We start from the raw sequence: 17,753 nt of genomic DNA, 5'->3' as shown, positions 1-17,753 counted from the left end.
AGGACCGCGGAAATTACCAAAGGCAACTTCCACGGTCCATTGTTTTACGCTCAAATTATTTACTCATTTTTCCAGGATTTCCCGCACCATCAGGTCAGCTGCTTCCTTCCAGCCATCCATGAAATGCGGAATAAATCCGTGGGATGCTTCCGGGAAGCGTTTTAAGATGACTTCCGCACCTGCGTCTGCCAGGCAGATCGCGTAATCTTCGTCTTCATAACGGAAATTGCAGAGACCTGCGGACAGAATCAGGGTTTTTGGCTGCTTTGCCAGAATCTCTCTCGGCGCATAAAGCGGAGAATTATGAATATCCTCAAAATTTTCTTTCTTATCATCGAAGTAGAGATCTGCAAATGCCTTGCACCGCTCCATTCCAATCTGGCGGTCGTAAGCATCGATCTTGTACTGATCCGGGATACGGTATTCCAGCGGAGGATAACACAAAATCTGAAGTTTTGGCACAAAGCCGCCGCGCTCTGCACAGCAGATTCCCATTGCTGCTGTCAGGGCGCCGCCGGCGCTGTAACCGCCAACGCTGATATCTTTCGCCGACGCGCCCCACGTGTTTGCATGCTCTGCCACATAATCCAGCGCATCCATGCACTGATGGAGTGCCACCGGATATGGTGCTGCATCAGAAAGGGTATAGTCCAGATCTACCGCAATTCCATGAATCTGATCTGCCATGTACGCACTGAAATAAGTATCGTTTTCCCGGTGCGGACCAATAAATCCGCCTCCATGGATATTGATAAACAGCGGGCAGTTTTTTCCCCGGTTCTTTGCCCTCAGAATATCCATGCGATAGGAAAAGCCATCCACGGTGCGGCTAATGCTTTCTATCTCTTCACAAAGATTGGGATATGCCATAATTTCTTCCGGGTACAGCGGTTTGCCGGTTTGTGCCGGTCTCCGGTTTGTATTTCTTATGATTTCGAGAATTTCCTGTTTTCTCTCCTCTGTCATCTTACTTTACCTCCCTGTACTCTGCTTTTTTCAGATACCGTATGATGAGGTCCTGGGCTTCTAACCATGCTCCTGTCATGCGGATGGTAAATCCATGGGCACTTCCCGGGAAAAGCCGAAATGCCACTTCGTTTCCGGCCTGTGCCAGCCGCTGTCCATAACGCTCGGTAACCGTCCGAAACGGGCAATGCTCTGCGTTGATGATCAAGGTGCGCGGCTGATTTTTCAACATTTCACCGGACGCAAAAACCGGAGAACAGTATGGGCTCTTTAATACACGTACATTTCCATCGCAGTAAAGCATGGAGAACGCGCGGCTGCGTTCATTTCCGCCCGGCTCAAACGACATTGCATTATCCAGTGCCGCATAATCCAGGATCTGAAGCGCAAATTTCATGTTTCCTGTTTTTGCTGCACGCAAGCAGATAGCTGCAGTCAGCGCACCTCCAGCGCTGTGACCGCCGATGGAAATCCGGTTCGAGTCTGCGCCAAGCTCTTTTGCATGTGCAAAAGCCCATTCTGCCACATCCCAGACCTGCTCAAACGCCGTTGGAAATACATATTCCGGTGTTACCGCATAATCGACATCCACTACAATTCCACCGATTTCGGCTGCCACCCTGGCGCAGAACAGGTCGTCATCTCCATCCTGCGGATGGACAAATCCGCCCCCGTGCAGATTAATAAACAGCGGGGCATCTTTCTCAAGATTGTTTGCTTTTGTGATCACACACCGCACCGGCACACCGGTTGACGGGCTCTCAAGCATCGTCTCTTTCTGTTCCACCTGGTTTTTGTAAGCCAGATAGCTTTCCGGGATCACGCGTTCTTTTGCTGCGTTTTTATGCATATTGGTGCGATCCAGGATTTCAAGCTGTTCCTGAAGCAACTCTTTCGTCATATCACTTTACCTCCTTAACTGTAAACCGGGAAAAAAATACTTGCGGAAATGATCAGGGAAACAGATCCCAAGATCAAAAACGGCAGCGTAAACCGAAGCAGCTTCATCGGGTTATGATTTCCAATGGAGAATGCCATCATCGCTGCGGCGCATCCGGTTGGGAATGCAATCGCCAGGCAGGATGCACCGAATACAACCAAAACAACTGCCTTTGGATTCATGCCCCCGGCCAGTGCCGTCGAAACTGCGATCGGTGTCATGATTGCAATGGTTCCATTGTTGCTTAAGAACGTAGTCATAATCACGGTAACAACACAGAACACCGTAATAACCAGGGTGCTGGACGGATTACTTCCCAAAAGCTTCAGCACAAAATCACCGATCAGCTGACCTGCACCGGAAGAGTTCAGCGCTGAAGAAACAACCAGAACACCCGCTACGCAGAATACCATGTCACCGGCAAGTGTGCAGGAAGCTTCCTGACTGGAAACAACACCGGTCAGCACCAGGATAATGCAGCCTGCGATCGGAAGCAGATAAACCAGATTTCCAAGCTGGGTAGAAAATACAAATGCCAGCATGATGACTCCAAATACGCCCCAGACAATCTGCTCCTGACGTTTTGTCAGCTGGGATGCCTTTGTATCTTTGTTGGTGTGCTGCATCGCATTCACGTCCATCTTTGTCTTTGGAATCAGCTTCCATGCAAACAAGCAGTAGATCGTCAACACGATGGACGGGATCAGTCCCACTTTCATATAGTCAAATACACCAAGCAGGAATTCCGGATGCTCTGCTACCAGCCCCTCATAGTAAGAGTTATGGATCATCGGCAGGGTTGCACCCATACCGATCGGAAAACGTCCGAACCAGGCTGCATTGACCGCTGCGATCAGGAAATAAATTCTGGACTGTGCCAGATCGCTGTCATCATCCAGTGTAACGACTAACATCAGCATGACAGACATCAGGGCAGTCATACCGATCAGCTGGGTCAATAAAATGGTGAAACCAAGAATCGCCAAAAGCAGGAAAATTCCGCTTTTCTCCTGAATGGAAGACATCCGCTTGCGGATTACGCTTACCAGACTTGTCTTTCCGATACAACCAGCTACCAGCATCATAGTTGCAACCAGAATTGTGGTTTTATTGGAAAAACCTGAAAACGCCGTGTTTAAATCTATGACTCCGGTCACTGCCAGTGCGAGCATGCAGATCATGCCAGTCAGACCGAATGATATTTTTCTCACCATAAACGATACTGCCATGAATACCAGCACCGCCAAGGTAATGATCAGTTGTGTGTTCATTATTTGTTGCCTCCTCCTTTGTACCATAAGAAAACTGCATCGTAATGATTTTGAATCCAGGCCTGATTCCAACAGGTTACTGTTTACACATGCGTACCCAGCACCTCTTATAGTTCCATCATACGCTTGAATCTTCGGATTTTCTAATATATACTAAACATAATACTATAAGAAAAAAGCATAGCATCTCTGTCCATACGCGGAATTACTGTCTCCACCGTATTTCTGACAGCAACTCAGATGCTTTTCAGGAGGAGACTCGTGAACACACTCCACTACGATTACTTCATTGCCATCGCTGAAAATAAAACACTTTCCCAGGCTGCCCGGACGCTTCATGTCTCACAGTCCGTGCTGAGCCGCTACTTGAAAAATCTGGAGGAAGAAACCGGGATCCGCCTTTTTCTCACCTCTTCCGGCTGCTATACCCTGACCCAGGCCGGACAGATTTATCTGAAAAGCGCACGCAAGATCCAGCTGCTGCAATCCCAGCTTCATCAAAAGCTGACTCTTCTGGAACAGGATTCTCCAAACGAAGTACGTTTCGGAATTCCGCCCATCCGTGGAGGCACTGCGCTTGCCTATATTTATCCGTATCTTCTGGAGCAGTATCCATACATTCAGGTTTCGGTGACAAACGAGGGATCTGCCTCTCTACATGAAAAGCTTCTCGCCCATCAGCTGGATTTTATTCTTCTGATGATCGATGACTGCGAACTTCAAAGAAAATACGACTACCTGTTTTTCTCTCTTGAACAGAAACAGATCCTGCTTGGCATTCCCAGTTTTCACCCGCTCTATGACAAAGGAGGTACTGCCACCGCGCCTGCTGCCTTATCCGTTTCAGAGCTTTCTGCCATGGAAGATGCTCCGTTTATTCTCCCAGATATCGGAACCGTAATCGGGGAACGCGTCAGCCGTTTTCTGGAACAGAATCATCTGAAGTTAAATATTCAGCTCAAAACTTCCAATCGCCTGACAAACGAACATCTGCTTGCAGAAGGAAGCTATGCCGGTTTTCTGGATGAAGCAAGCGCTTTTGGTCTTCCACAGCTCCATTATTTTTCACTTCCAGGTATGCCCACTCTTTTCGAAGGATTTGCCTTTCGCAAAGGGCATGTTCTGACCCCAATGGAAAAATTTTTTATTTATCTGGAATACCGACGCCTGCACCAGGCAAATTCTGAATTTTTGTGTCCGGACGAAAACACCAGACAAATTCTGAGAGAATATGGAGAAGACTGCTTATGAATTCCAGAATTTACGAATACCTTCTGGCCATTGAAGAAGAACAGAACATCAGCCGCGCGTCAGCGCGCTGCCTGCTTTCCCAGCCAGCACTTTCCCAACAGCTGAAAATCTTTGAAGAAAAACTTGGTTTTCCGGTCTTTGCGCGTTCCAAATCTGCTATTCTTCCGACTGAACGCGGAAAAATCGTGCTGGAGACCGCAAAGCAGATTGCAAAAACAGAGCAGGAGCTTCAGGATGCTTTAACCTCCCTGAAGCAGACTGCTCTGCAAAATGTCCGTATCTATATTGAATACACCATGCGAAACATGTTCCTGAAAGACATCTGGCCAAAAGTCCTGAAACTTTATCCGCAGGCGCGGCTTACACTCACAGCCGGAGACTGTGAAAATGCCTGGCAATTTCTGGAAAATGATGTCGTTGACCTGCTTATCGTAAATACCCGGACCATGTTTTCCAAGCCCTGCATTCAGCAGATCTTTCACCAGGATTCCTATCTTCTCGCCGCATCTCGCTCCCGGTATCAGGAAACGTATCTAATCGAAAGAATGAAATCCAAAGGCTCCTGGAAGTATGACCGCGTTTTTATGAAAGATAATTTTTCCCTTTTCCCATCCCTGCAGCAACAAGCTATGGAACAAACCGGGCTGGCTGACTGCCCAAACATCGTCAAAACCAGCACGTATCAGGAAGCCGCACGCCTCTGCTGCGAAAAAGAGGGACTTAGCATTCTTCCGGAAAGTCTGTTTCATATAATAGAAGCAGACCTGCTCCATATTCCTCTGCCGGAACCATTTTTTGTAAAAGGGCTGCTTGTCTGGAGAGAAGAGCAGGCGCTGAACCCACTCTACCCCTGCATACGGAAACTGTTGGAAGAACGATACCAGGAACTGTAGCAGATTACTCCTGCTGGCCAAACAGCAGATTATCCGCTTAACTGCTCTTCCGGTCAACAACCGGATGACCTGTCAGCCGGTTATCTGACAATTCCCAGAAGCTTCTCGGCCCGCTCCACTTCTTCCTTCGTCGGAGCCGGTACACCTTCCAGCGTATACGGGATTCCCAGATTCTGCCACTTGAACAGTCCCAGACTGTGATACGGCAGGATTTCTACCTTTTTCACGGTCTTTAATTCATCAAGCATACCTCGCATAGCCTTCAGATCATCTTCCTGGTCGGTGAGCCCAGGTACCAGCACATGGCGGATCCACATATCTTTTCCGGTGTCGGAAAGATACCTTGCCAGATCCAGAATGTTGTCATTCGCAACACCTGTCAGTTCTTTATGGCGCACGCCATCCATCTCTTTAAAATCCAGCATGACCAGATCCGTCAGTTCCATTAATTTCCGGAACTTACCGAAAAACGGTTCTTCCCTGGTAAATGGATTTCCTGCCGTATCCAGTGTGGTGTGGATGCCCTTTGCCTTTGCCAGCGCAAAGAACTCCAGCAGGAAATCAATCTGCAGAAGCGGCTCGCCGCCGCTGACGGTAATACCGCCGTTGTTCTTCCAGTACGTGCGGTAACGGTACACACGGTTGAATAGATCCTTCGCAGTCCATTCTTCGCCGCCGGACATGCTCCAGGTCTCCGGGTTATGGCAGTAACGGCAGCGCATGCGGCAGCCCTGCAAAAATACCACGGTGCGGACACCCGGTCCGTCTACCAGCCCAAAGGTCTCCAGGGAATGCACATGACCCACAAGTGCTTTGTTCTCTTCCATGAACTCTCCTCCTGTATTGTTTCTATGATTATAGTATCTCCCGAAAAATAAAAACACTCCGGTATAGGGAAATTTTCGTTTCCCCCGGAGTGTTTTTTATCAGACTTCCGTCCGTAAATTACATGCTAGCGTGGCAGGTTCTGGAGATTACATCCATCTGCTGCTCTCTGGTTAAGTCGATGAACTTAACTGCATAGCCGGATACACGGATGGTGAAGTTTGCGTACTCCTCTTTCTCCGGATGCTCCATAGCATCGATCAGCTTCTCGGTACCAAATACGTTTACGTTTAAGTGGTGAGCGCCCTGATCGAAGTATCCGTCCATAACCTGTACCAGGTTGTCGATACGCTCCTGAGCGTCGTGGCCCAGTGCATCCGGGTTGATGGTCTGGGTATTGGAAATACCATCCAGAGCCCACTCGTACGGAAGCTTTGCAACAGAGTTCAGGGAAGCTAACAGTCCGCTCTTCTCTGCGCCGTAAGACGGGTTTGCACCAGGAGATAACGGCTCGCCTGCTCTTCTTCCGTCTGGCATGTTGCCGGTTGCCTTACCATATACTACGTTGGAGGTAATGGTCAGGATAGAGGTGGTAGCCTCGGAATTTCTGTAGGTGTGGCGTTTCTTTAACTTCTCAAGGAAGGTCTTTAACAGCCATACTGCGATGTCATCCGCACGGTCATCATCGTTGCCGTAACGCGGGAAGTCACCCTCGGTCTCGAAGTCCATGATCATGCCTTCCTCATCACGGATTGCTTTTACCTTAGCGTACTTGATCGCGCTTAAGGAGTCTACTACGTGAGAGAAACCAGCGATACCGGTTGCGAAGGTACGGCGGACGTCGGTATCGATCAGAGCCATCTCAGCTGCCTCGTAGAAGTATTTATCATGCATGTACTGGATCAGGTTTAAGGTATTTACATACAGACCTGCCAGCCAGTCCATCATAACATCGTATTTCCGGATAACCTCATCGTAATCAAGATACTCGGAGGTGATCGGTCTTAACTCCGGACCAACCTGCTCTCTGCTCTTCATGTCGCGGCCACCGTTCATAGCGTACAGCAGGCACTTAGCCAGGTTTGCGCGTGCGCCGAAGAACTGCATCTCTTTACCGGTCTGAGTAGCAGATACGCAGCAGCAGATGGAGTAGTCATCGCCCCATACCGGTTTCATCACGTCATCGTTCTCGTACTGAACAGAGCTGGTGTTGATGGAGATGTGAGCTGCATACTTCTTAAAGTTTACCGGCAGAGCAGAGGAGTACAGAACAGTCATGTTCGGCTCCGGGCTCGGTCCCATGTTCTCTAAGGTGTGCAGGAAACGATAGTCGGTCTTGGTTACCATAGAACGGCCATCTACGCCGATACCGCCAACCTCAAGGGTAGCCCATACCGGGTCACCGGAGAACAGCTGGTTGTAGGACGGGATTCTTGCGAACTTCACCATACGGAATTTCATTACCAGATGGTCGATCAGCTCCTGTGCCTCAGCCTCGGTCAGCACGCCGTTCTCAAGGTCACGCTCAATGTAAATATCAAGGAAGGTGGAGATACGGCCAACACTCATTGCAGCACCGTTCTGGGTCTTAACTGCGGACAGATATCCGAAGTACAGCCACTGAACAGCCTCTTTTGCGGTCTTAGCCGGCTGGGAAATATCGTAGCCGTAAGACTGAGCCATAACCTTCATATCCTTCAGAGCCTTGATCTGCATGGACAGCTCTTCTCTCTGACGGATGATGTCGTCGGTCATAACGCCATCGCCACAGTTTGCGAAATCATTCTGCTTCTCCTGGATCAGGAAATCGATACCGTACAGAGCAACACGACGGTAGTCGCCTACGATACGGCCACGGCCGTAGGTATCCGGAAGACCGGTAATGATCTTATTGTGACGAGCCTTCTTCATTTCAGGAGTGTAAGCATCAAATACGCCCTGGTTGTGAGTGCGGCAGTACTCGGTGAAGATCTTATGCAGCTCCGGATCCGGCTCATAACCGTAGTTCTGGCAAGCCTGCTCAGCCATCTTGATACCGCCGTACGGCATGAAAGCTCTCTTTAACGGCTTGTCGGTCTGAAGACCAACGATCTGCTCTAAGTCCTTATCAGCCTCGCTGATGTAGCCAGGGCCATGGGAAGTGATACCGGAAACAATGTGGGTATCCATATCCAGAACGCCGCCCTTTGCGCGCTCCTCTTTCTGAAGACCCTGCAGGATTCCCCACAGCTTGTCGGTAGCCTCGGTCGGGCCAGCCAGGAAGGACTCATCTCCCTCGTAAGGCTTGTAGTTATGCTGGATAAAATCACGGGTGTTTACTTCTTCTTTCCACAGACGGCCGTCAAATCCATCCCACTGATCAAAGTTAGTCATTTGGTGTTTTCCTCCTTAAAATTGTACTGTGTTTTTGCATACTGTATACATAGTTGCCAGAAAAAAATATAACTTCTCAAATATTTTGCTATCTGATTAGTCATATTGTCTGTCCGTCAACTGCCGCTGTCTGTTTTGGGGGGATCAGCAGCTTCTCTGTATACCTTAATACCGTCATGATTTGTTAAATTCATAACGATTCATTCTATAGCAGGCCATTCATCTGACCTGCATATAGAATATCATATTTTTTCTAAATTGCAAGCGGTATATTTGCGTTTTTTTCTCAATACATCCCAGGTATCTGTTTTTATACAATCATCCTTTTTGTTAGGTTGAATGACTATTTTTCTGTTGAATGTATTCCTTCTTTGTTAAAATATTATCTCCCTACGCAGCCGCTTCTCCCAACATCTTCACTGCCTGAATCAGCAGCGTCGGCACAAAGGCGCAGACCAGCACCGTTGCCAGCTGCCTTGCGCTCAGATCTGCCACCGCAAACAGCACCTGCAGCCCCGGCAAAAACAACACTGCTGCCAGAAGCAGCGTTCCCGTTTCAAAAGCCATCACACTCCACATATTGCTCCGGATTCCAAGGCTCAAAAGCGAATGGCTGCTCCGGCAGTTAAATCCGTGAAACAGCCGGGCCAGAGTCAGCGCGGAAAATGCCATAGTACTGGCCGTCCCGGCTCCGCCTGTATCCATCCCCACATGATACGCCGTCATCGTGCTCACCGCAATCAGCATTCCCTGTAGCACAAGCCGGAGCAAAAACGCGGCGGTCAGAATTCCCTCCTTTGGATCCCGCGGCGGCTGGTCCAGAAGTCCCTCCTCCTGGGGTTCCATGCCAATGGCAATCGCCGGCAGCGAATCTGTCAGCAGGTTAATAAACAAAAGATGCACCGGGGCAAAGGGCATGGGCAGAGCCAGAATTGAGGCATACAGCACACACAAAATGCCGGCCATATTGCCGGACAACAGAAACTGTACCGCATTGCGGATATTCCGGTACACATTCCGGCCATTCGCCACCGCCTTGATCATAGTGGCAAAATTATCATCTGTCAGGATCATGGATGCCGCATCCTTGGAAACCTCGGTTCCCATGATTCCCATGGCCACACCAATGTCCGCTTTTTTCAAGGCCGGGGCATCATTCACCCCATCCCCTGTCATGGCCACAATCCTGCCCTGCCGCTGCCACGCTTCCACGATGCGGATCTTGTGCTCTGGTGAGACCCGCGCGTAAACAGAGATATATTCCAGCTTCCGGTCCAGCTCCCCATCCGTCATCTGATCCAGTCCAGGCCCGGTCACCGCCAGGTCACCGGCCTCCAGAATTCCGGTCTTTTCTGCCACCGCCAGTGCCGTCACCGGATGATCTCCCGTGATCATGACCGGACGGATGCCCGCCTTTTTTGCCGTCAGCACCGCCGGTTTCGACTCCGGCCGCGGCGGATCCAGCATAGCAGCTATGCCCAGGAAAATACAGGAATCCTCCAGTTCCAGGCTGCAGGCCTGCATCTGCTCCAGAGGCCGGTAGGCCACTGCCAGCACCCGCAGGCCTCCGGCCGCCCAGCTCTCATTCTGCTGCCGAATCTGTTTCTTCTGCTCCGGCGTCATAGGTCTTACTCCACTTTTTGTCAGAATCTGGTCAGTTCGTTCCAGAAGGACATCCGGCGCTCCTTTGGTAAACAGGACACAGATTCCGTCGCACCAGTGCAGCGTACTCATCCGCTTTCTCCCGGAATCAAAAGGAAGTTCTCCCAGGCGCGGCATCTCCCGGCGCAGCGCCTCAGGTGAAACATCTGCCCGCAGAGCCATTGCCAGAAGTGCTGCTTCCGTTGGGTCTCCCGTGCAGACGTCCCCCTGTACCACTGCGTCGTTGTCCAGAACTGCCCCATATAAAAAGTACCTCTGGACCGGGTCATACAGCCTTAGCTGCCCGGGTTGCAGAACCCTTCCATCTACCAGCACCTGCTCCACTGTCATACGGTTCTGGGTCAGGGTTCCAGTCTTATCGGAACAGATTACCGAGACGCAGCCCAGGCTTTCCACCGCTTTTAAATCCTTGATGATGGCGTGTTCCCGGGCCATCTGCTGCGTTCCCATGGCCTGCACAATGGTCACGATGGAACCGAGCGCCTCCGGAATGGCTGCCACCGCCAGCGCCACCGCAAACATCAGCGATTCCAGTACGCTGGTTCCCCGGTACAGACTCAGCCCAAACACCAGTACACAGATTCCGAGAATCAAAGCCGCCAGATGGGTACTAAACTGGTCCAGACTCACCTGCAGCGGCGTTTTCTTCTCCTTTGCCATATTCATGAGCCGGGCAATCTTTCCAAGCTCCGTTTCCATGCCGGTGGCCGTCACCACAAACACGCCACGGCCACCCGTCACCAGCGAACCAGCAAAGACCATGTTGTACTGGTCTCCCAGGGGAATTCCTGCTACATCTTCCACCCCTGCCCGCTTCTCCACCGGCAGCGACTCCCCCGTCAGTGAGCTTTCATTCACCTGCAGGTTATAGCATTCCAGCAGACGGCCATCCGCTGCCACCAGGCTTCCGGCATCCAACAGCACAATATCTCCCGGCACTACCTTCGCTGCCGGAATCTCCTGGCTTTTTCCATCCCGCAGCACCTGCGCAACCGGCGCGGACAGTTTTTTCAGGCTCTCCAGAGACTTTCTGGCCTTCTCATGCTGAATCGTTCCCAATACCGCATTCATGGTGATCACCGCAAAAATAACAGCCGCACTCTCCCCACTGCCAGAAAGAACAGAAATTGCCGCTGCCACGATCAGGATCAACACCAGAAGATCCTGAAACTGCTCCAGAAATACCTGCCAGATTTTTTTTCCGGCATGCTCCTGCAGCACATTTTCTCCAAACTGACCACAGCGCACCTCAGCCTGGCCGGATGAAAGTCCACCATGGCTGCTCTCCATCCCGCGCAGGGCTTCCTCTGCCGTCATCTGATACCATGTTTTCATTCTGCCACCGCGCTCCCGGAAATGTTCAGGCTCCGCGCTTCTTCCCATGCCCGAAACCATTCTGCTCTATCATATGTAAACGCCCGGTCATTCAGTACTTGTTTGCAGTTTCATATGCTAAAACGCAAACCCTATTTTCCCGCCTGCTGCCAGCCTTTCTTTTACCGGCTCCGCGCATGCCATTCCCGCAATTTCCGGTAAATCCAAAGCAGCGCAAGCACTAAAAGTCCGCCAAAAAAGAAGATAGCCCCGATTCCCACCGCAATCAGCAAAATCCTGGTCACTCTTTCCAGAAATTCCTGTAGCCTGGACTTCTTTTGTTTCGGCTGTTTCTCCACCTCTTCCGGCTGTGCCGCGTCCGTTTCCGCCTTTGCCCCGGCTGTCTCCTCCGCTTTCTCCGAAGCAGATTCTTCCTGCATCTGAGCCTCGTCCAGTTCTCCCGGCGCGCCACCCCGTTTCAGCTTCTCCCATCGTTCCGGATCCACAGTCCCTTCATACATTACCTGATAATCCCGCAACAGCCGGCTTCCGCGGGCCACCGCGTCCCGGCACACAATACCGTCCTCATTTTCATAGGGCATTCCTGCCCAGCCAATCTCCTCCACTTCGTATTCTTCTTCGGAGAGTCCCATGCTCGAGAGCAGTTCTGTTCCATACTGCTGCGCCAGCTCAGTCAGCTCAGAAAAATCTATCAGCTCCGATTCCTTTACCATAATCTCCCCCAGCTGGTATTCCCCCGCCCCATACTCATAAAATGTGATGGGAAAGGAAAAATCATCCCGCCAGTAAGCATCCTCTTCCACCTGATCCACCGCCCGGCACCGCACCAGCTCCTCATCGTTCCCGGCCAGCACCGAAACCGTGATCTCATCCGGAAGTTCCGCTTCTCCCTCCACTGCTTCATAGGTCACCTCCCGCCGCACAGTTTCCGCGCGCACCTGAAGCGCGCCGACTACCGTCATCTGCACCAGTACCAGCGCCGCCCAGAGCGCAGTCTGTATTCCCCTTGCTTTTTCTTTTGTCACCCAAATCCCCCTGAAACATTAAGTTGCTGTCTCTTCCCTTATGACACAGCTGTAACCTCATTTTGATACTGAAATTCCTGTCACGAACGGGACAGGTTTGTCTGCACATGCCGGAACCGGCGAACTGTGCGAAACGGTGTGTCTGCTGACTGTACACACCGCGTTTCTTATGCCCATTGTACTTCGGGCCGGAACACGCGTCAAGCGCATTCCGGCCCGCTTATAGTTCTCCTCGCCGCAAAAATCGACACGGTTCATATATGCTATGAACTGTGCCGACTTTTGCCGATGCTTCTTCTCTATGATTCATATACCAGATGATACAGCCGCTCCAGTTCCTGAAATGGCGGCAGTTCCCGCAGTTCCTGCAGGCCATCCATAATTCCTTCCAGATACCACTGGTGGCATTCCCGGTGCTTTTCGTTGAAACGCTGCCAGATTTCATCCCCGATCACCATATAATCGCGGGCGGTGCTGCGCATATTACTGAGTTTGTCTCCCAGCGTGAGCAGCTTCACCTCACGCGGCGCCCGTTTTAAATGGGCAATCGTACTGGCCTTCCGCTCCCGCCAGGTACGGGACTTGTCCTCACTCTCCGCCATCACAAACGACAATACCCGGCTTCCAAAATTCTGTTCCAGTTCTTCCGGCGTCACACTGGTATCTTCCAGGACATCGTGAAGATACGCCGCGGCAATGACCTCCGGATCATCGGTCATCTGCGCCACAATGAGCGCCACTTCCATTGGATGATAGATATAAGGAATCCTGCTTCCCTTCCGTATCATGCCCTCATGGGCCTTTGCCGCAAATAGCGCCGCTTTCTGAATCATCTGTTTATCCCCATTCATATACCGTTTTGCCGCTGACCTTTCGTTCTCTGCCTGAAAACATGCTTCAGCAGCATCTCCTCTTCTGCAATCCGCGTTACCAACCATCTGATATTTACATTCTACCATACTCCCAGGCTTCCCGAAAGGGGATAACTCATGGAATCGTAAGAAAAGTTGTCTTGTAAATCCGTGGTTTTTCTGTTATGCTAATGGACAGATCATCGGGCATTTTGCCTTGCGATAAAAGGAGTTTTTTATGGAACAGAATCAGCCATCTGCGTCCCGCCGTGATCACCGGTACCGCAGAAAAAAACAAAGTGAATGGCCGCATATCCTCTTATTTTATGTGCTCCCGTTCATTGTATTTAACAGCATCCTATTTGTCTGTCTCACCGCGAAGCCAAAGCTGGACGTTGTGGTAGAAGACACCAACGACTACCTTTCCACCCATGTTGTCCTGACCGTAAAGTCATTTTTCCCGACCAAATCCGTCAGCATGACATTAGATGGTGAACCGCTGGAACTGGAAAAAGGCAGGCACCGTACATACACAGCCACCGTTTACAAAAACGGCTCCATTGAGTCTTCCGTAGTGAATTTAAACGGCATGCCGGCCACTGTCTTTGAGCACGTAAACGTGTTAGACGATAATCCGCCGGAATTTTCCAGTACCGATATCAAGGACGGCGTCGTTACCATCACCTTATCCGACAGCCAGTCCGGCATCAATTTTGATTCCATCTACGCACTGGATTCCGCCGGAGTACGCGTAGAGCCCACCAGCGTGGACCGCGCCAGCAACACCCTCTCCTTCGAGATGGACCCGGCCGGACTTCATATTTACGCCCGCGACAAGGCTGACAACGAGGTACAGGGTACCTTTACTTCCCACAAAGAGGGCAGCGTAGAAACCCTGGAGGGCGGCGCAGTCGACCCGGAGGAAAACGGCAATGCCGCATCTGACACAGACGCACAGGCCGCAGCTGCTACACAGGTTTCCTTTCATTAGTCTTTCCATTGTCATGGAAGCATTATTTTTCAAACAAAAAACGCGCAGATTACAGCATCATCTCTGTAACCCGTGCGTTTTTCTTTTTTATACTGCGTTACTGCGGTGCTTCATCCGCGGATCTTCGTTCTTCTTTTGCAGTCGGCTTCTCTTCCTTTTCCGCCGGCCGCTCTTCTTGCATCTCCCGGGTGTCTTTATCTGCCCGCTCTTTTTCCGGTAAATCTGCCTGAACCTTCTTTGCCCGTCCGTAAATCTCCGCCATCTCCCGGCACTTTGCAATCAGCTCCGGTGTCAGATCATCCTTCTTCATGCGCCAGCGCCAGTTCTTTCCAAGGGTGGATGGCTCATTTGTGCGCGCCCAGTTTCCCAGACCCAGATAATCCTGCACCGGAATCACCGCCAGCTTTGCCACACTGGCCAGCGCCAGGCGGATATAATCCCAGTGGATCTCCCCCTCCGGCGTATACGCATTGCCCAGATACCGCAGCGCAAACGTCTTCGATGCCGGAGACAGGCTGTGATACCAGCCCTGTAGCGTCATATTGTCGTGGGTTCCCGTATAAACCACACAGTTCTTCGGATAGCGGTGCGGCAGATAACTGCTGGCGCCCTCATCATCAAAAGCAAACTCCAGCACCTTCATGCCCGGGAATCCAGTCTTCTTCACCAGCTCCAGCACAGAAGGAGTCAGGAATCCAAGATCCTCCGCAATGATCGGAAGCTTGCCAAACTGCTTCTTCATTGCCTTAAAGAGGCTATAGCCAGGTCCCTTCTCCCAGTGGCCAAACTCCGCAGTCTTGTCCTTTGCCGGAATCGAATAGTAGGCATCAAATCCACGGAAATGATCCACCCGCACCACATCATACAAGCGGAAGCTGTACTCCATCCGCGCAAGCCACCAGGCATAACCGGTCTCCTTATGGCGCTCCCAGCGGTAGAGCGGATTGCCCCACAGCTGACCCGTTGCCGAAAACGCATCCGGCGGACATCCGGCTACCGCCTCCGGCTGACCCTCCGCATCAAACTGGAACAGTTCCGGATGCGCCCAGCTGTCCGCGCTGTCCATGGCCACATAAATCGGAATATCCCCGATGATCTTCACGCCGTGCTCATTGGCGTAATGCTTTAGCTTCGCCCACTGCTCCTGAAATTCATACTGCAAAAATTCATAAAAGAAGATCTCATCCTGGCAGCTCTCCCGGTACCGCTCCAGCGCTTCCGGCCTTCTGGTACGGATATCCTCATCCCACAGAAGAAAGCTCTTCCCGCCAAAATGATTCTTAACCGCCATGTAAAAGCAATATTCCCTGGTGTCCTCTGTAAGAGCATCCGCAAAAAATTCCTGCAGCTTTTTTTCGCTGCGGCCTTTCTCCTGCTGCTGTTTTTTCCATGCTCCAAATGCCTTTTTCAGCAGTGGGAATCGATGGAAATACTGCTTCTCATAGTCAATATCCTGCGAATCTGCTCCCAGGTCCGCCGCGTCACATTCTGCCTTCGTCAAAAGTCCCTTCGCAACCAGCGTTTCCAGATCAATGAAATACGGATTTCCCGCAAAGGCACTAAATGACTGATACGGAGAATCCCCATAACCAGTAGGCCCTAACGGCAAAATCTGCCAGTACCGCTGCCCAGCCGCAGCCAGCTGATCAACAAAGGCGTAAGCCTCTTTTGAAAAAGCTCCAATTCCATACTCCGATGGCAGACTCGCCACCGGAAGCAGTATACCACATGCCCGTTTCATACTCCGCTCCTCCTTCTCGCTTCCATCACTGTATCATACGGAATTTTCAGTCCAGAAAAATCCCACCTGTAAACTGCAGTCTTCTCACACCTGACGCACCCGCGCTGAAAATCCCTGAAACCGCCATACAAATACCACCAGGCGGAAGATCCAGTCTACAAACATGGCGTACCAGATTCCCATCACGCTCATGTGAAGTCCCTTGACAAATACATAGCCCAGTCCGATGCGGAACACCCACATGGAAAATACCGAAACCATCATGGTAAACTTCGCGTCCAGTCCGGCACGCAGCGTATTCGGCAGTGCGAAAGCCAGCGGCCAGAGCACCATGCCGCAGGAATGCGCCAGCAAAAGTTTCTGTGCCAGAACCGATGCCTCCGGGGAAAGGTTATAAATTTCCACCACACGGCTCCGGAAAACTGCCATGCAGGTACAGATCACAAGCAGCAGGCCATAGTTGACCGCAATGACCTTTCTCGTGTAGAACTTTGCCTGCTCCGGCTCACCTGCGCCCACACACTGCCCCACAATGGTAATAAGCCCCAGTCCCAATGCCACACCTGGCAGATACTGAAACGTCACCAGGTTGGTGGCCACTGCGTAACCCGCGATGGATGCCGTGCCAAGCGTTGAAACCAGGCTCTGCAGCGCGATCTTTCCAAACTGGAACATGCCGTTTTCCAGACCGCTCGGAATTCCCACCGCCAGAATATTCCGGATCATATCCGGCTGCGGAATCATCTGCCCCAGATGGTCCACCCGAATGCTGTTTTTCGGATTCCGCACCAGGATCACCATGACCACCGCCGCAAACATACGGGAAACCAGCGTAGGAATTGCCACACCTTCCACTCCCATATGCAGCCCGAACACGCAAAGAGCATTGCCCGCCACATTGATGGCATTCATTGCCAGGGAAACCTTCATGGACACCTTGGAATTGCCCATAGACCGAAACAGCGCCGCCCCGGAATTATAAAGCGCTAGAAACGGATACGACATGGCAGTGAACCAGAAATATGTCTGCGCGTTGTCCATGACCGCCGTCTCCACCGAACCGAAGATCAGCCGCAGCAGATGCCGGTTTCCGATAAATGCCACCGCCGCGATCAGAAGCGAAAGCGCCGCTGTGATCAGCACCAGCTGTCCTGCCGCCCGGCAAGCCTGATCCGGCTTTTTCTTTCCTATATATTGCGAGCAGACCACCGCGCCTCCGGTTGCCATAGCCGAAAGCACCTGAATCACCAGCACACTAATGGAATCCACCAGCGCCACGCCGGAAACCGCCGTCTCTCCAACAGCCGCTACCATCACCACATCCGCCATGCCCACCAAAACAGCCAGAAGCTGCTCCACCAAAAGCGGGCCAAACAGACGGATCATATCTTTCCGTGAAAACATTCCCATTCTCTTATCCTCTGTTTCTCTTTGTTTCAATAATTTTTATGAGTTACTGTTCACGCGTTGCGCAAACAGCAACGGATTTTGCCGATGCTTCGCATTCCAAATCGGCAAAATCTGCTGCCACCACGATATCATACGGCATTTTCAGTTCAGAAAATGCCTACCCGTGTACAGTAACTTTTATGATACATATTTTGCCGTGAATTTACAAGTATTACTTTT

The 17,753-nt window shown here is 51.2% G+C and carries 13 protein-coding genes; 3 read left to right on the top strand and 10 right to left on the bottom strand.

The window, feature by feature from the left end:
• Positions 1 to 63: 63 nt before the first annotated feature.
• Genes DWY84_RS05620 through DWY84_RS05610 form a run of 3 tightly spaced genes read right to left on the bottom strand, consistent with a single transcriptional unit; the run spans position 64 to position 3,177 of the window.
• Positions 64 to 966, bottom strand: a complete 903-nt coding sequence (locus DWY84_RS05620) for an alpha/beta hydrolase fold domain-containing protein (RefSeq protein ID WP_118531614.1) — start codon at positions 964 to 966, stop codon at positions 64 to 66.
• A gap of 1 nt (position 967) precedes the next feature.
• Positions 968 to 1,867: an alpha/beta hydrolase gene (locus DWY84_RS05615; protein WP_118531613.1), complete on the bottom strand. Its 900-nt coding sequence runs from the start codon at positions 1,865 to 1,867 to the stop codon at positions 968 to 970.
• Between the two features lie 14 nt (positions 1,868 to 1,881).
• Positions 1,882 to 3,177 carry an SLC13 family permease gene (locus DWY84_RS05610; protein ID WP_178716269.1) on the bottom strand — a complete coding sequence of 432 codons (1,296 nt, stop codon included), beginning with the start codon at positions 3,175 to 3,177 and terminating at the stop codon, positions 1,882 to 1,884.
• Positions 3,178 to 3,438: 261 nt separating this feature from the next.
• Between DWY84_RS05610 and DWY84_RS05605 the strand changes: the two genes are divergently transcribed.
• The gene (locus tag DWY84_RS05605) at positions 3,439 to 4,428 is read left to right on the top strand and encodes a LysR family transcriptional regulator (protein WP_178716268.1); all 990 of its coding nucleotides are present in this window, start codon (positions 3,439 to 3,441) and stop codon (positions 4,426 to 4,428) included.
• Positions 4,425 to 5,321, top strand: coding sequence for a LysR family transcriptional regulator (locus tag DWY84_RS05600; RefSeq protein ID WP_118531609.1), 897 nt, complete (start codon positions 4,425 to 4,427; stop codon positions 5,319 to 5,321). Before DWY84_RS05605 ends, DWY84_RS05600 begins: the two co-directional genes overlap by 4 nt.
• A gap of 80 nt (positions 5,322 to 5,401) precedes the next feature.
• Here the strand turns inward: DWY84_RS05600 and pflA are convergent, their stop codons facing one another.
• The 5 genes from pflA to DWY84_RS05575 form a co-directional block, all read right to left on the bottom strand.
• Positions 5,402 to 6,148 carry a pyruvate formate-lyase-activating protein gene (gene pflA, locus DWY84_RS05595; protein WP_118531607.1) on the bottom strand — a complete coding sequence of 249 codons (747 nt, stop codon included), beginning with the start codon at positions 6,146 to 6,148 and terminating at the stop codon, positions 5,402 to 5,404.
• Between the two features lie 118 nt (positions 6,149 to 6,266).
• On the bottom strand, positions 6,267 to 8,519 hold the full coding sequence (gene pflB / locus DWY84_RS05590; protein WP_118531605.1) for a formate C-acetyltransferase: 2,253 nt from the start codon (positions 8,517 to 8,519) through the stop codon (positions 6,267 to 6,269).
• Between the two features lie 390 nt (positions 8,520 to 8,909).
• Positions 8,910 to 11,516, bottom strand: a complete 2,607-nt coding sequence (locus DWY84_RS05585) for a cation-translocating P-type ATPase (RefSeq protein ID WP_118531736.1) — start codon at positions 11,514 to 11,516, stop codon at positions 8,910 to 8,912.
• 161 nt (positions 11,517 to 11,677) lie between these two features.
• The gene (locus tag DWY84_RS05580) at positions 11,678 to 12,541 is read right to left on the bottom strand and encodes a hypothetical protein (RefSeq protein ID WP_118531604.1); all 864 of its coding nucleotides are present in this window, start codon (positions 12,539 to 12,541) and stop codon (positions 11,678 to 11,680) included.
• A 299-nt stretch (positions 12,542 to 12,840) separates the two neighbouring features.
• Positions 12,841 to 13,500, bottom strand: a complete 660-nt coding sequence (locus DWY84_RS05575; protein WP_347560773.1) for an HD domain-containing protein — start codon at positions 13,498 to 13,500, stop codon at positions 12,841 to 12,843.
• A 130-nt stretch (positions 13,501 to 13,630) separates the two neighbouring features.
• On the opposite strand from DWY84_RS05575, the gene DWY84_RS05570 reads away from it, so the two are divergent.
• Positions 13,631 to 14,383 carry a hypothetical protein gene (locus DWY84_RS05570; protein WP_118531602.1) on the top strand — a complete coding sequence of 251 codons (753 nt, stop codon included), beginning with the start codon at positions 13,631 to 13,633 and terminating at the stop codon, positions 14,381 to 14,383.
• A 97-nt stretch (positions 14,384 to 14,480) separates the two neighbouring features.
• Here DWY84_RS05570 and malQ read toward each other — a convergent pair whose 3' ends face one another.
• Positions 14,481 to 16,124, bottom strand: coding sequence for a 4-alpha-glucanotransferase (gene malQ, locus DWY84_RS05565; protein ID WP_118531600.1), 1,644 nt, complete (start codon positions 16,122 to 16,124; stop codon positions 14,481 to 14,483).
• An 84-nt stretch (positions 16,125 to 16,208) separates the two neighbouring features.
• Positions 16,209 to 17,534, bottom strand: a complete 1,326-nt coding sequence (locus DWY84_RS05560; RefSeq protein WP_347560772.1) for an MATE family efflux transporter — start codon at positions 17,532 to 17,534, stop codon at positions 16,209 to 16,211.
• Between the last annotated feature and the right edge of the window lie 219 nt (positions 17,535 to 17,753).

It is taken from the genome of Clostridium sp. AF27-2AA, assembly GCF_003478505.1.
In the GTDB taxonomy this organism is placed as follows: domain Bacteria; phylum Bacillota; class Clostridia; order Lachnospirales; family Lachnospiraceae; genus Brotaphodocola.
Note: the sequence above shows the minus strand (reverse complement) of the source record. Positions and strands in the feature narration are given on the sequence as shown.

Coding starts and splice junctions, on each gene's coding strand:
- DWY84_RS05610 (WP_178716269.1), bottom strand. CDS start 3,177: ATGAACACACAACTGATCATTACCTTGGCGGTGCTGGTATTCATGGCA.
- DWY84_RS05575 (WP_347560773.1), bottom strand. CDS start 13,500: ATGGTAGAATGTAAATATCAGATGGTTGGTAACGCGGATTGCAGAAGA.
- DWY84_RS05620 (WP_118531614.1), bottom strand. CDS start 966: ATGACAGAGGAGAGAAAACAGGAAATTCTCGAAATCATAAGAAATACA.
- DWY84_RS05600 (WP_118531609.1), top strand. CDS start 4,425: ATGAATTCCAGAATTTACGAATACCTTCTGGCCATTGAAGAAGAACAG.
- pflB (WP_118531605.1), bottom strand. CDS start 8,519: ATGACTAACTTTGATCAGTGGGATGGATTTGACGGCCGTCTGTGGAAA.
- DWY84_RS05570 (WP_118531602.1), top strand. CDS start 13,631: ATGGAACAGAATCAGCCATCTGCGTCCCGCCGTGATCACCGGTACCGC.
- DWY84_RS05560 (WP_347560772.1), bottom strand. CDS start 17,534: ATGGGAATGTTTTCACGGAAAGATATGATCCGTCTGTTTGGCCCGCTT.
- malQ (WP_118531600.1), bottom strand. CDS start 16,124: ATGAAACGGGCATGTGGTATACTGCTTCCGGTGGCGAGTCTGCCATCG.
- DWY84_RS05585 (WP_118531736.1), bottom strand. CDS start 11,516: ATGAAAACATGGTATCAGATGACGGCAGAGGAAGCCCTGCGCGGGATG.
- DWY84_RS05615 (WP_118531613.1), bottom strand. CDS start 1,867: ATGACGAAAGAGTTGCTTCAGGAACAGCTTGAAATCCTGGATCGCACC.
- pflA (WP_118531607.1), bottom strand. CDS start 6,148: ATGGAAGAGAACAAAGCACTTGTGGGTCATGTGCATTCCCTGGAGACC.